General features: G+C 63.4%; 11 protein-coding genes and 3 pseudogenes. 6 read left to right on the top strand and 8 right to left on the bottom strand.

Translation table 11 applies throughout. The features are described from left to right. The 8 genes and pseudogenes from ASG92_RS20905 to eda form a co-directional block, all read right to left on the bottom strand. Positions 1 to 176, bottom strand: a pseudogene (locus ASG92_RS20905) (NADP-dependent oxidoreductase); the annotation flags it as partial. Between the two features lie 232 nt (positions 177 to 408). Next, positions 409 to 564, bottom strand: a complete 156-nt coding sequence (locus ASG92_RS28595; RefSeq protein WP_157372344.1) for a hypothetical protein — start codon at positions 562 to 564, stop codon at positions 409 to 411. A 28-nt stretch (positions 565 to 592) separates the two neighbouring features. Then, positions 593 to 799 (bottom strand): annotated as a pseudogene (locus ASG92_RS28590) (short-chain dehydrogenase); the annotation flags it as partial. A gap of 1 nt (position 800) precedes the next feature. Then, positions 801 to 1,400, bottom strand: a 600-nt coding sequence (locus ASG92_RS20900; protein ID WP_157372348.1) for an SDR family oxidoreductase, incomplete at its 3' end; no start/stop codon positions are given. A gap of 126 nt (positions 1,401 to 1,526) precedes the next feature. Beyond that, a pseudogene (locus tag ASG92_RS20895) lies at positions 1,527 to 2,602 on the bottom strand (alkene reductase). A 1,181-nt stretch (positions 2,603 to 3,783) separates the two neighbouring features. Next, positions 3,784 to 5,205 (bottom strand): MFS transporter, encoded by a 1,422-nt coding sequence (locus ASG92_RS20890; RefSeq protein WP_056632865.1) that lies wholly within the window; start codon positions 5,203 to 5,205, stop codon positions 3,784 to 3,786. A gap of 769 nt (positions 5,206 to 5,974) precedes the next feature. Further along, positions 5,975 to 6,523 carry an ATP-binding protein gene (locus tag ASG92_RS20885; protein WP_056632863.1) on the bottom strand — a complete coding sequence of 183 codons (549 nt, stop codon included), beginning with the start codon at positions 6,521 to 6,523 and terminating at the stop codon, positions 5,975 to 5,977. Further along, positions 6,520 to 7,167 carry a bifunctional 4-hydroxy-2-oxoglutarate aldolase/2-dehydro-3-deoxy-phosphogluconate aldolase gene (gene eda, locus ASG92_RS20880; RefSeq protein WP_056632860.1) on the bottom strand — a complete coding sequence of 216 codons (648 nt, stop codon included), beginning with the start codon at positions 7,165 to 7,167 and terminating at the stop codon, positions 6,520 to 6,522. Before eda ends, ASG92_RS20885 begins: the two co-directional genes overlap by 4 nt. Positions 7,168 to 7,344: 177 nt before the next feature. Here eda and ASG92_RS20875 point away from each other — a divergent pair, with 177 nt between their 5' ends. The 6 genes from ASG92_RS20875 to ASG92_RS20850 all read left to right on the top strand — a co-directional run bounded on the left by ASG92_RS20875 (position 7,345) and on the right by ASG92_RS20850 (position 12,753). Next, positions 7,345 to 8,325 (top strand): Gfo/Idh/MocA family oxidoreductase, encoded by a 981-nt coding sequence (locus tag ASG92_RS20875; protein ID WP_056632858.1) that lies wholly within the window; start codon positions 7,345 to 7,347, stop codon positions 8,323 to 8,325. Next, on the top strand, positions 8,318 to 9,313 hold the full coding sequence (locus tag ASG92_RS20870; RefSeq protein WP_056632855.1) for a LacI family DNA-binding transcriptional regulator: 996 nt from the start codon (positions 8,318 to 8,320) through the stop codon (positions 9,311 to 9,313). Before ASG92_RS20875 ends, ASG92_RS20870 begins: the two co-directional genes overlap by 8 nt. After that, positions 9,310 to 9,885: a VOC family protein gene (locus tag ASG92_RS20865; RefSeq protein ID WP_056632852.1), complete on the top strand. Its 576-nt coding sequence runs from the start codon at positions 9,310 to 9,312 to the stop codon at positions 9,883 to 9,885. The genes ASG92_RS20870 and ASG92_RS20865 overlap by 4 nt, the downstream gene beginning before the upstream one ends. Then, positions 9,882 to 10,784, top strand: a complete 903-nt coding sequence (locus tag ASG92_RS20860; protein WP_056632849.1) for a sugar phosphate isomerase/epimerase family protein — start codon at positions 9,882 to 9,884, stop codon at positions 10,782 to 10,784. The genes ASG92_RS20865 and ASG92_RS20860 overlap by 4 nt, the downstream gene beginning before the upstream one ends. Continuing rightward, positions 10,781 to 11,776: a Gfo/Idh/MocA family oxidoreductase gene (locus ASG92_RS20855; protein ID WP_056632846.1), complete on the top strand. Its 996-nt coding sequence runs from the start codon at positions 10,781 to 10,783 to the stop codon at positions 11,774 to 11,776. The genes ASG92_RS20860 and ASG92_RS20855 overlap by 4 nt, the downstream gene beginning before the upstream one ends. Before the next feature lie 227 nt (positions 11,777 to 12,003). Then, positions 12,004 to 12,753, top strand: coding sequence for an SDR family oxidoreductase (locus tag ASG92_RS20850; RefSeq protein WP_056632843.1), 750 nt, complete (start codon positions 12,004 to 12,006; stop codon positions 12,751 to 12,753). The last annotated feature ends 15 nt before the right edge of the window (positions 12,754 to 12,768 follow it).

Here is a 12,768-nt window from a genome sequence, read left to right as displayed (position 1 = left end):
AGCTGGAGCTTGTAGGGGAGGATCTGCTTGAACTCACCCAGGCGGATCTTCTCGTCCAACTGGTTCAGGCCCGCTGCCTGAACCTGCACGAGCACGTCCCGTTCGCCGACGGTCGGCTCAGCGACTTCCGCTTCGCGCAACGGCTCCTTGTACTTTGTGACGACGAACGCTCGCATGTCGTGATGTCCCTTCTCTGACAGGTGTTGGTGGGGCAGTTGGGCCGGGCCGACTCAATACCGAATACATTCAATTATGAGTGCACTCAGATATTTGTCAAGGTGCCTATGTATCCGGATGATCATGGTCCTGGCCTGCTCGTAGTCGGCCATGCCGGTTCGATGCTGCGGGTTTGTAGTGCCGTGGTCATGAACTTGAGTCATGACCACGGCACTATCGTTTTCTCCGGGCTTACTTGTGGGTGAGTTGCGGGTAGAGAGCCTCGATGGGAGCGCTGAGTCCGGCCTTGAGCTGGACGGATGTCTTCATGGTCCTGGCCTGCTCGTAGTCGGCCATGCCGGTTCGATGCTGCGGGTTTGTAGTGCCGTGGTCATGAACTTGAGTCATGACCACGGCACTATCGTTTTCTCCGGGCTTACTTGTGGGTGAGTTGCGGGTAGAGAGCCTCGATGGGAGCGCTGAGTCCGGCCTTGAGCTGGACGGATGTCTCGTCGGCGAGAACCTCGTACTCGCCGGCTTCGACGGCATCCATTACGGTGCGGACGAGATCGGCCGGGTCCATCTTGGGGACGGTGGCGTTCGCAGCCATCGCCGTGTCAACGTACCCGACGTGGACGCCCACNGGCATCCATTACGGTGCGGACGAGATCGGCCGGGTCCATCTTGGGGACGGTGGCGTTCGCAGCCATCGCCGTGTCAACGTACCCGACGTGGACGCCCACGACGTGTACGCCTGCGGGGGCGAGTTCCAGGCGCAGTGAGTTGGTAGCGGACCAGAGGGCTGCCTTGGTGGCGCTGTAAATACCGCCGACCGCGTACCAGCTCATGGCGGAGTGGATGTCAATGATCACGGAGTCATCCTTCGCGGACAGGATCGGTGCGAATGCCCGGGCGAGGAACAGTGGGCCGAGGAAGTTCGTCTCGACGTTGGTCCGGATTTCCGCATCGGTGTGGGTGAGGATGCCCGGGCTTGCCACTGAGGCTCCGGCGTTGTTGATTAACACCGTGACGTCCCCGGCGGCTGCGACTGCGGCCTGGATGGAGGCGGGGTCTGTGACGTCGAGGGTGAGCGGGACGATGCGCTCGTCCTCCCAGGTGCGGGGGGTTCGGGCGGTGGCGTAGACCTTGCTGGCGCCGCGGGCGAGGGCATCGTGGACGAAGTGGGTTCCGATGCCGCCGTTCGCACCGGTGACGAGGACGACTGCTCCATTGAGTGAGGGCATTTTCTTGGTCTTTCTTGTTAAGACTGCATCCGCGCCGGTCGGCGCGGATGGTGCTGATGTGTCTTAGGGGCCGCCCGCCCCTGGCTCCACGGGGAGCAGCGAGGGCGGACGGCTTGAGGCAGGAGATCAGACGTGGGCAAGGGCTGGGTAGTCGGTGTACCCGGATGCTCCGCCGCCGTAGAGAGTGGTGGGGTCAACCTCATTCAAAGGGGCGTCGGAACGCAAGCGCTCGACGATGTCGGGGTTGGCCAGCGCGAAACGGCCCAGCGGGGCGATGTCGGCGAGGTCGGCGTCTATGTCGTCGGCGATCTGTTCACGGTTGCGTCCGTAGCGGACCACGAGCACCGCCGTCGGCCATATATCCCTGAGGGAGCGGAGTAGTTCGTCGTCGCCGACATGGTGCAGGTGCAGGTAGGCCAGGTTCAGGGTGGCGAGCTCAGTGACCAGGTGCCGGTATTGAGCGCGCACGCTCTCGGTGTCGCCCTCGTCGATTCCGCCCAACGGCATGGCGGGGGAGAGCCGGATGCCCACCCTGTCCGCCCCGATTTCATCGGCGAGAGCCTGGGCGACTTCGACCACGAACCTGGACCGGTTTTCTATCGAGCCGCCGTAGGCGTCTGTGCGGTGGTTGGCGTTGGGGGAGAGGAACTGGTGCAACAGGTAGCCGTTCGCGCCGTGGATTTCGACGCCGTCGGCGCCGGCCGCTATGGCAGAAGCTGCAGCGTGACGGAACTCGGCGATGGTGGAGCGGATATCATCAGCGCTCAGCTCGCGCGGCGTCGGCGTCTTCTGCGGTCCGGTTGGCGTGAATATTTCCTGGCCGGCGGAGATCGCCGATGGCGCCACCGGCAGGCGATGGTGCGGGGTATTGTCCGGATGAGACATCCGGCCCACATGCATCAGCTGGATGAACACCGCTCCGCCATCGGCGTGCACCGCTTCGGTGATCTTTCGCCAGCCCTCGATCTGCTCAGGGGTATAGATCCCCGGTGTGTTCATGTAGCCCTGCCCGTCCTCCGACGGCTGGGTGCCCTCGGTAATGATCAATCCCAGGGAAGCGCGCTGCCCGTAGTATTCAGCGGCCAGGTCACCCAGGATGCCATCCGGGTGGATCGGCTACGGGTCATTGGTGCCAGCGCAAGTCGGTGAGGTAGGTCCAGGCGGCCAAGAGTGAATGGTTGCCAGAGAGAAGACAAGGTCATGGGAGTTCGTCCTTTGCAATCGATGTTTCAGAGCATCACCGCCGCGACAAGCCGATGTTGGGCCGCTGTGGGACATTAACCCCATTACTGAGCCCACACAGTAGTGACTATAGTCGTAAGTGAGCGTAATCAGATTATATTCCCGGGTTACGCAATATGAGCCCCTCAAGCGGTCGGACGGAGTGAGCTGAGCAAGCAGAACAAGCTCGACCGCATCATGGCAGCCGCCCGAGAGCTCCGCTCCGAGCATGGTGTCGGCAAAGTCAGCACCCAGCAGATCGCCGACAAGGCTGAGATCGATCTTCCACCCCAGGAAGGGGCCGGCCCTCCCCGGGCTGATGGCCGGCCGTACTGGGGGTCCGGAGGGCGCGGACGGCAAGAAGTTCTAGCGAAAACTGCGACGGTCTCTTACGGCGTTGGTCAGCCGATCCTGCCTACGGTCCGCCTCAATCTGCATAGGTGAGACTCGGCCCCCAGCGACCAACACATGAGCATGTGGTGGCGAGGGCGATATTGGTGTCTTTGCACGCTCGTTTTGCGCTCGTTTAAGAGCGCATCACCAGGCTGATACACACTCCACCGGGGGTATGCCCTTAACCATGTATATGAGAAGGGGCCAGCAGGCTAAGCCATCTCACCGCGGTCTCTGGTCTTCAGATGGTCCTGAACTCCATCAGCCCTGGGCCTCGGCCCGTTCTTCCGCACGCCTGCATCGACCTCGAATGCCTCCAGGACGACCGGGCCTCCGGTAAGAAGGATGGTAGGCACGAGTTAGCCGCGTGCGCCACGGTGTCAGGGTTAAGGCGGAAGTGGTCCATGGGTAGTCGGTGCGCTCCAAATGGGAGAGGGTCTTCGCCCCCACGTGTCAGGTTGAGTTCTATGACCCACTCGTGACCTTGTCAGGAATGAAAGAAATGGACTCTATTGTGACAGGGCCCGGGTGGGGCGCCGACGTCAGGCTGGTGTGTGGCTCAACCGGATAATGAGGGCCCATCGCCACTGCGCCTGTTCCCGGTGTCGTCAGGTTTTGAAGGTGCCCGCGATTCACTTTTGTTTGTCGCCAGGACCTCCGCCCGTTCCTGGGCGTGGCCGGACATGCGGTCGCCCTCGACCGGGCCTCGGTCGAGGGCGACCCCCGAAGTGCGGGGGCGTTACATGGTCACGAGAGTACGAGAAAGCGCCTACGGCTTGGAGCCCTTCGCCTGGATCCCGCCCGGTGCAGTCTCGGAGAGCAGGTGCTCCCCCTCCAGTACCTCGGGGTCGGCCGGAGCTACGGTGGCACGACCGGCCCGGCTGCCGGTCTCCGGGAGCGTGAAGTAGACGATGAGACTGAGGGCGACAATGGCGATCATGTATACCGCGACGTACATGGGTTGTCCGGCGCCGACGAATGCGGCGGCGATAAGTGGTGCGGTGCCACCGAAGACGGCGATGACGATCTGGTGCGCGAAACCAATGCCTGATACCCGGACTGAGGCCGGAAACAGTTCGGCCTGAATGGTCGGGTAGACGGCCTGCCAGATACCGAGAACCACCCATCCGGATGCCGACACCAGAACGTAAACGCCGAAGCCCGGCTGGTTCAGCAGCAGGAGCAAGGGGTAGAAGAGCACGATCATGCCGATGGCACCGATGATGGGGAAGATCTTGCGTCGGCCGAGTCGATCCGAGAGCGCGCCGCAGACCGGCACGATGACGACGAGCAAGGCCAGCCCGATAACGCTCCCGGCCAGGGTGGAGGACAGGTCCCGGCCGGTGGTCAGCTTGGCGTAGGTGGGGAGGAAGGTGGCCCAAGTGTAGTAGGCCACGGCCGGGGCAGAGAGCGCCGCTGCCTGCAGCAGAGCCTTCGGGTGTTCGCGGAGCAGGTCCATCAGGCGCGCCCAGGCGGACTTTTGATCGACGAGGGCACTTGCCTCAAACTCAGGGGTCTCGTCTGCACGGGCCCGCAGGATGAGACCGACGACGCCGAGGACGCCGCCCACAAGGAACGGGATGCGCCAACCCCAGGCGGCGAGGTCGTCTGGAGCAAAGGATGATGTCACCATCGCTGCGCCGCCGGTCGCTGCGAGGGTCGCGAGCCCGCTTGCCATGTTAGAGAACGAGCCGAACAGGCCCCTCCGGTTCGCGGGAGCGTGTTCGACCATGAACGCGATGGCACTCTGCTGCTCAGTGCCGGCCGAGATTCCCTGGAGGATGCGTGCAACCAGAAAGAGAACTGGTGCTGCGAAGCCGATCGTCGCAAAAGGAGGGGTGAGGCCGATGATCAGAGCGCCGAGCGCCATCCCGGAGATGGACAGCGTCAGGATGAGCCGCCGGCCGAAGCGGTCGGCCAGTGGAGAGATGATGATTCCGCTGATTGGGCGTACAACAAACCCGACCGCGTAAGTGAGCAGCGCTGCGACAAGGGATGCGAAGGGGGACTCGCTGGGGAAAATCTGTGTCGAGAACACCGCTGCCAGCAGCCCGTAGATGTACCAGTCGTACCATTCCACGAAGTGGCCGATGGTGCCTGCCACCATGTTGACGGGGCGGTGAGGGCGCTCGGACACTTCAGAATGCTCGGAAGGGTCCGGGCTGCCGAAGGCTTCTTTTGAGGTCTTCATTGAACTCTCCATATTTTCACGTTTGCTGGGAGGGGTATTGGAATATTCGGGACAACCGCAACGAGGTGGTGGGCCGGTCTTGCCCGCCTGTACCTCGCTCGAGGGTAGTGATGACGGCAAACTCCAGGGAGGCTGATGCGGCTGCTTTGGCTGGTAATGTGCTTTGGATGGTCATGAGATCGGTTGCAGTGATCACGTCGCTGAGATCGGTTGCTGAGATCGGTTGCTGAGATCGGTTGCAAGCAACGATACGTAGGGTAGGCGGGTCTGTCAATGAATTTTTTCGATTCGGAAACGGAGGTCCCGATCTTGCGTCAGTGGCTGATAGGAGGAGCTGCTGCCGCCCTTGTTCGACGGCCGCGACGCGGACCGCGCTGGGCTGGGGAGCGGTGGCAGAGCCCGAGATGGCAGCCCGGGTGTCGTTCGATGTCAGGGACTGCCGTTGGTGCTTAGCGGCAAAGGCTATTCCGTCGAAGGAGGGGAGACGCTCCGGGTTGGATCGACGTAATGCGGTGATCGGCCCCGACCCTCAGAGGCCAAAGTTGCACGACGCCATCGGAAGCTTGCCGATTAATCAACCTCTGCTGGGCCGGGAGAGGTCAGTGACCGGGCAGGAACGTCGTGGAACGTGCCTTGGCAAGCTTTAAGCGGCGCAGCTGTATCGCGCTGCAGTGAAAGGGGCCGCCGGCAGCGCACGCGCACCATGGGACCCGCCGTCGCGCTGGAGCGGAGCACAGCCGGATTGACCCGCACGCCCTGGACTGAGCCGTTATCCCTCAATTGGCAGGGGCTTTTCGTTGTTGAGATCAAGGAATTGGACGCCGGACCAGGCGCAGTCCAGGCTGCCGTGCGCTGCCCAGTACTCGTCCCAATGCGCAAGTTTCCATCGGTCTCTTTCCAGTCCCCTTCGAATAAGTCGTTCTCGGAGAACGTCCTGGGAGACTTGTACCCGCACCACCGTGGTCTGCGAGGGGGGCCAGTGGAACTCTTCTGCGGCGCGCGCCAGGTAGTCCGGTACGGCGAAGTACGCGCCGAAAGGTGCGTCGAGTACGACCGATCGTCCCAGTCGCAGGTTCACTCCTGCGACATCCATGAGTGTCTGGTACTCCAGGGGCAGCAGATTTTCCCGGTAGAAGGTGTTGGATTCCCGGTCGGTGGGGTCATGTCCCGTTGCCTCCAGTGCGAACTCGACAAGGCGGCCGCAGATCCGGTCCTTGTCCAGGTACGCGGCATTGTGCTCCTTTGCTGTTTGCTGGGCAATGGTTGTCTTTCCGGATCCGGCAGGGCCGATGACAATGAAGACTTTGGGGGCTGTCATTGGCGGGCCTCTGCCACTGCTGAGAGAAATTCCCTGGCGGCCTCGGTGACGCGGGAGAAGTCGCCGTCGGGTTGCCATGCTTTTGTCACGGCGCTGCCGACGCCGACGCAGGTGACGCCGGCAGCGAACCATTCGGCGACGTTCCCAGGGGTGACCCCGCCTGCCGGCATGATCGGCAGGTGTGCCAGCGGGGCGAGGACCGACTTCGCGTAGGAAATGCCGCCGGCTTCGGTGGGGAAGAGCTTGAGGATGTCAGCGCCGGCTTCGGCGGACTCAACAAGTTCCGTCGGCGTGTATGCGCCGCTGATGGTCGGTACCTGGTACCGGTTAGCTGTCCGGATCATCGCCGGGTTTAGCTGGGGACTGACCAGGAAGTCAGCGCCGGCTCGGATGCACTCGTAGGCTGAGTGCTCGTCCAGAACCGTTCCGGCTCCGACTGCGACCCCGGTGGGCCCATGCTTGGCAGAGAGTTGGCGGATTACGTCCACGGCGCCCGGGATCGAGAGTGTGATTTCAAGGGCCCGAAAACCTCCGGCGATTGCCGCTTCCGCCACCTGTTCTGCAAGCTCTGCGCTTTCCAGGCGCACGATCAGGACGGCGCCGGACTGGTCAATGGTCTTCAGGGTGCGAAGTTTTTTATACATTGCTGGCCTTTCTTCTGGCTCAGGCAGTTTCCCTTGTTCCGGGGCGCCGCTGGGCCGCTGTTGAAGTGTCGTTGACAAACTCTCCCACCATCCATACTGTTATTGCAACCGATCTCAGCAATCGATCTCATACTGAGTCGACAACAAGATCTCATACTTAGCAAAGGAGCTGGCAGGGTGAGCAAATCACGGACGATCATTCTTGGTGCTTCACACTGGCACGTTCCGCTGTACGCCCGGGCAATCGGCGAAGAACACCAGGTCGTTGGCATCAGTGACGACAACGTGTCGCTCGTCCAGGGACTGGCGAAGGCGTGGGACGCTCCCGTAGAGGCGGACTGGCGGACACTGCTCGACCTGCCGGAGGTGGGGCTCGCCTATGTCTTCGGCCCGCACGATGGAATGGCGGAAAAGTGTCTAGCCCTGATCGAGCGTGGCATTCCGTTCGTGGTGGAGAAGCCGCTGGGAACTTCCCTGGCGGAACTTTCGCAGGTGCGGAAGGCTGCGGACGCGGCCGGGGTGGCCGTGACGGTTCCGCTCGTTCAGCGGGGTGGCCCCACCGACCGGTGGCTGGCCAAGGCTGGTCGGCCCACGTACCAGAGGATCTCCTTCATCGCCGGGCCGCCCTCGCGTTACCTGGATAACGGCAGTCCCTGGATGCTGGACTCTGCCACTGCAGGGGGAGGGTGCCTGGCAAACCTGGGACCGCATTTCGTCGACCTGTTCCTGCAGGCCTGTGACGAGTCAGCGGTGAGTGTCGACTCGCGGCTCTCGTCGGCCCTGCACGGCGGGGCTGTTGAGGACCATGCCAGCCTCATCATCACCACCCCCAGCGGGCGGGAAGCCGTCGTGGAGGTGGGCTACGCATTTCCAGGTTCACCTCTGAAGCGGTACTGCAGTTACACGTCGGTCGGCGAGGCAGGATTCGCCTCCGTTGACTCCAATGGTTCTGCTACCTTCACCGCGTTGGACGGGACAACGGAATCCGCCGCGATCGACGTGGACAGCGACCCTCTCTATGATCCGTTTGTACGCCGTGTCGCGCAGACACTGGAAGATGGATTCCGGGGGCTACCGACGCTCGCCGAACTCGAAGACGTGATGCGCCCTATTTGGCAGGCGTATGGCGACCAGCATGGAGGAAAAGAAAATGGCTGACCTGAGTATTGACGTTGTTGCGAAGGCGGCCGGCGTGCACCGGTCCACGGTTTCCCGTGCATTCTCCCGGCCGGAAGCGGTGAAAAGCGAAACCCGCGAGCACATCCTCCGAATAGCCGAGGGACTCGGCTACACGATGAGTCCACTCGCCCAGGCGCTCCGCCGAAAGACCAGCACATTCGTGCCCCTCATCGTGCCTGACATTACCAACCCGTTCTTTGCCGAACTTGCCAAGACCATGACCCAGGCGGCCGATGACCGCGGATACCAGCTACTGCTTTGCGTTACGAACGGAGACCCTGGCAAGACAGAGGGGTACTTCACTGCGATGCAGGCCATGTACGCGCCCTTCGGCATCGTCGCGCCCTCCACAAAAGTCGACACCGACGCCCTGAAACGCTTCGATTTTGGCCACAAGGTGGTGGTGATCGACCGGGTCGAAGGCGACGCCTCAGTTCCAACGGTCACCGTCGACAGCCGCCGCGGAATCATGCTGGCCCTGGCACACCTGCAATCCCTCGGGCACACCTCCATCGGCTACGTTTCGGGTATCTCCGGGACCCACACCGCCCAGGACCGGATGGACGCCTACTTGGAGCTGTCATCCGAAGGCAATGGCACGCCCCTTGTACTCGACAGCGGCTCCGATCCGGACGCAGGGGCGCGCGCGGCCAAACACTACCTGGAGATGGAGAATCCACCGACGGCGATTATCGCCGCCAATGACATGGTCGCCTTCGCGGTGATCTCGGCCCTGGGACAAAGCGGCATCCGCGTACCTGAGGACGTATCGGTCATGGGCTTTGACGGGCTGGCCCTGGGGGCTCGGTTCAACCCGCCCCTGACCACCGTGCGGCAGCCGATCGCAGACATGGGAAACATCGCCATCGAACTGGCAGAAAAGCAGAACCTGAACGGCTCGGTTGACCACGTCGTTCTGGAACCTGAACTTCTGGTGCGCGCCTCCACCTCAGGACCGCGCAAATGACCGGGGCCAACCAAGGAAGCCTTCGACGGCTGCCCGGGCTGCGGCACACCGACCACGTCGGCCTGACAGTTCCGAACCTCGAGGACGCCATCAGGTTCTTCGTCGAGGTGCTCGGCGCCGAGGAGCTGTACCGCTCCGACCGAGGACCCGACGAGGGATTCATGCCCACCAACTTCGACGTCCCTGCCGATGCCCGGCTCACTCTCGCCATGCTCCGCCTGCCCCCGAACCTGAACATCGAGCTGTTCGAATGGAGCAGCGCTGGGCGGCGCGACACCCCGCCACGGCATTGCGACGCGGGCGGACACCACCTGTGCTTCGTTGTGGACGACGTCGACGAGGCAATCGCGGTGCTGCAGGAAACCCCGGGAGTGCGCGTGCTCGGGGAGCGCAAGGAAGTCGCCGGCGACAGTCCGCGCGTGGCCGGCAACCGCTGGACCTACTTCATAACCCCCTGGGGGCTGCTGATGGAAATCGTCGACCGATCCCGCGTCGCATCCCCACCCCGGCTCGTCGGTCCAGCGGATTGGACAGCCGCACAAGACACTTTTAGGAAGGACAATCAACAATGAGGCTTGCAGGTCACACACTAGGCACTCCGCACCATACGGTCCCTCAGGCACTAAAGCTTTTTCGGGCCGCAGGGCTCGATGCCGCCGAAGTCATCTACCAGGACGGCTACACCTCAGGTCTGCCTCGGGGGGACCGGCGCGCCGCCCTGGAGGCGCTGATGGCGGCAGAAGGCGAGGGTCTGCCGATCATTGGCCTCACGCCCTACACCACGGCCATTAACTCCCTTGACGAGAGTGAGTGGAGCGGGGGAGTCGACGAATTCCGTGGCGCAATTGAGACCGCCCATCTGCTCGGCGCCGACCGGGTGCGTGTGTACGCGGGGTCCTGGCATCCCGGTGACACCGATCGTGACCGGCGATGGGCGAAACTGCGGGAGGCCCTGCAGACCCTGGCACCCGAGGCGGAAGAGGCCGGCGTGCGGCTGTGCGTGGAGAACCACTTCGGCACCATGACCCAGACTGCGGCAGAAACCGCCGCGCTCGTCCGGGAGGTTGCCCACCCGGCCGTTCGTGTTCTCTACGACCAGGCCAACCTCACTTTCACGCATGACGAGACGTTCGAACAGGCCTTTGCCGTCCAGGGCGGCCTGATCGGTCACGTGCACGTGAAAGATCTCGTGTTCACCGATCCCAACGCGGCCTTCCGCGCCACGGAAACGGCCCGCGTCGACGCGTCCGAGCGCGCCGTCCGATCACGGGTCATCGGCACCGGCGTCCTTCCCTGGCCCCAGATCCTCGCGGCGCTGCTGCGGCACGGCTACGATGACCTGCTGAGTATCGAGTACGAGTACCGCTGGCACCCGCAAGACCTCCCCACCCCCGAGGACGGATTCCGGGAATCCGCGGCCGCACTGCGCGGAATGCTCACTGCTCTCGCTGAAATGGAGAACGCCCGATGAACGGGCAGCGCCTCCGCGTCGGCGTCATCGGCGCAGGCAATATCGCCACCATCGCCCAACTGCCCACACTCGTCCAGCGCGATGATGTCGAGTTGGCAGCCCTGGTATCCCGCCGCGAAGACCCGGGCAACCTGGTCCGGCGCTGGGGGTTCGGCGCCGCCTACCGGTCAGTGGAGGACATGCTGGACGCCCAGGATCTGGATGCCGTCTTCGTCCTCACGCCCAGGTCCGAACACGCCCACGCGGTCCAGCTGTGCCTTAACAATGACGTCGATGTGTTCTGCGAAAAACCCCTGGCCCCGGCCACCGAGGAGGCAGAACGTTTGGCGGACCTGGCCGACGAGCGCGGCCGCATCCTGATGGTCGACTTCAACCGCCGCTATGCACCCGTCTACACCGCCGGCCGTGAGCTGTTCGGCACGAAAGGCGCTACCTTCTGCGTCGCGCAAAAGAACCGCCCCGGATCGGAATACCGCGCAACGTTCGAGAACGCCATTCACATGGTGGACCTGCTCCGCTGGTACTGCGGCGGCGAACCCGTGGACGTGGCCGCACACGCAGCCGGTGATGACCCCTGGGAAGAAGACGGCGTCGCAGCCATGATTCGCTTTGACACCGGCAACACCGGGGTACTCCTGGCGGCCCGAACCGCAGGTGCCTGGAGCGAAAAGCTGGACGCCTACGGCGACGGCAAGACCGTGGAGGTACGCGCCCCCGAAACAGTGTCGACCACGGTCAAGGGGGTCACCACATCACGCGAGCTCAGTGCCGAGGCCTACGGCTGGGCAACAGCGACCGACACACTCGGATTCTCCGCCGCCGTCCGCCACTTCCTGGACCGGGTCGCTGACCGCGCGCAGCCGCTCACCTCCGGTCGCGAAGCCGTCCATACCCAGCGGCTGCTCGACCGGATCCTCGCCGCCTCCGGACTGCCCACAGAAGAACAAACCGGCCGGCAATGGGCAAGTCACGCCACGAGCGGCAACAGCTAGACAGCAAAGGTGCCACGTGTTTGCCCAGGGCCGCAGAGAGGGCACCCAGCCCGAGCTTTGACGGCCTGCAGGCCCCCGGGAGCGGCTCATGACAACAGCCAAGACCGCAAGCACGCCACACCTCAGAACAAACACCCCAAGTAAGGACCCCTGAAGATGAAACGAGCCACCCACAACCCAACCCCCGGCGAGCAGTGCACCAGCCAGCCGGCGAACGGCCTTACCAAATGAGCCTCAAAGACCAGGTCGTTCTGGTAACCGGGTCCAGCGGCGGAATCGGCAATGCAGTCATCGACGCACTCACCGCGGAAGGCGCCCTCGTCATAGGCGCCGACCGCGCCCCCAAGGAGGGCCAGGCGCTGGCGGACTTCTTCCCGCTCGACGTCACCTCCGAACAGCAATGTGCGGCCGTCGTCCACGACACCATAACGAAGTACGGCCGCATTGATGTCCTCGTTCACGCAGCGGGAGTTCTGGGCACTACGCCGGACATCATGGAGACAACTACGGAAGAGTTCGAATCCATCATGCGGATCAACTCCACCGGGACGTTCTCGATGGTCCGGGAGACGGCGCAGTCGATGCTTGGGGCCGGCACCGCAGGCGCGATCGTGATCCTCTCCTCCGTGGCGGCCAAGGAAGCGCGGCGCAACTACCTGCCCTATAACGCCAGCAAACTTGCGGTGCTTCACATCATGTGGTCATTCGCCGAGTTGCTCGGGCCCAACGGCATCTCCGTCAACGCCATCGCGCCCGGCCCTGTGAACACTCCCATGTGGGCGCAATTCGCAAAAGACTCCGGTCCCGACGCAGCCGCCAACCGGGCCAAGCGGGCCGCGCAACTGCCGATGCGCAGGTTCGCCGAGCCCGAGGAAGTCGCCCGCGCCATCCTTTTCCTTGCCGACCCGGACAACCGCTACATCACCGGCGTGACACTCGATGTGGCGGGAGGTGCGCACCTCGGTATGGGGACCTGAGCATGAGGTCGGTGG

Source organism: Arthrobacter sp. Soil736 (genome assembly GCF_001428005.1).
GTDB lineage: Bacteria > Actinomycetota > Actinomycetes > Actinomycetales > Micrococcaceae > Arthrobacter.
Note: the sequence above shows the minus strand (reverse complement) of the source record. Positions and strands in the feature narration are given on the sequence as shown.

Coding starts and splice junctions, on each gene's coding strand:
- ASG92_RS20860 (WP_056632849.1), top strand. CDS start 9,882: ATGAGGCTTGCAGGTCACACACTAGGCACTCCGCACCATACGGTCCCT.
- ASG92_RS20870 (WP_056632855.1), top strand. CDS start 8,318: ATGGCTGACCTGAGTATTGACGTTGTTGCGAAGGCGGCCGGCGTGCAC.
- eda (WP_056632860.1), bottom strand. CDS start 7,167: ATGTATAAAAAACTTCGCACCCTGAAGACCATTGACCAGTCCGGCGCC.
- ASG92_RS28595 (WP_157372344.1), bottom strand. CDS start 564: ATGACTCAAGTTCATGACCACGGCACTACAAACCCGCAGCATCGAACC.
- ASG92_RS20855 (WP_056632846.1), top strand. CDS start 10,781: ATGAACGGGCAGCGCCTCCGCGTCGGCGTCATCGGCGCAGGCAATATC.
- ASG92_RS20850 (WP_056632843.1), top strand. CDS start 12,004: ATGAGCCTCAAAGACCAGGTCGTTCTGGTAACCGGGTCCAGCGGCGGA.
- ASG92_RS20865 (WP_056632852.1), top strand. CDS start 9,310: ATGACCGGGGCCAACCAAGGAAGCCTTCGACGGCTGCCCGGGCTGCGG.
- ASG92_RS20885 (WP_056632863.1), bottom strand. CDS start 6,523: ATGACAGCCCCCAAAGTCTTCATTGTCATCGGCCCTGCCGGATCCGGA.
- ASG92_RS20890 (WP_056632865.1), bottom strand. CDS start 5,205: ATGAAGACCTCAAAAGAAGCCTTCGGCAGCCCGGACCCTTCCGAGCAT.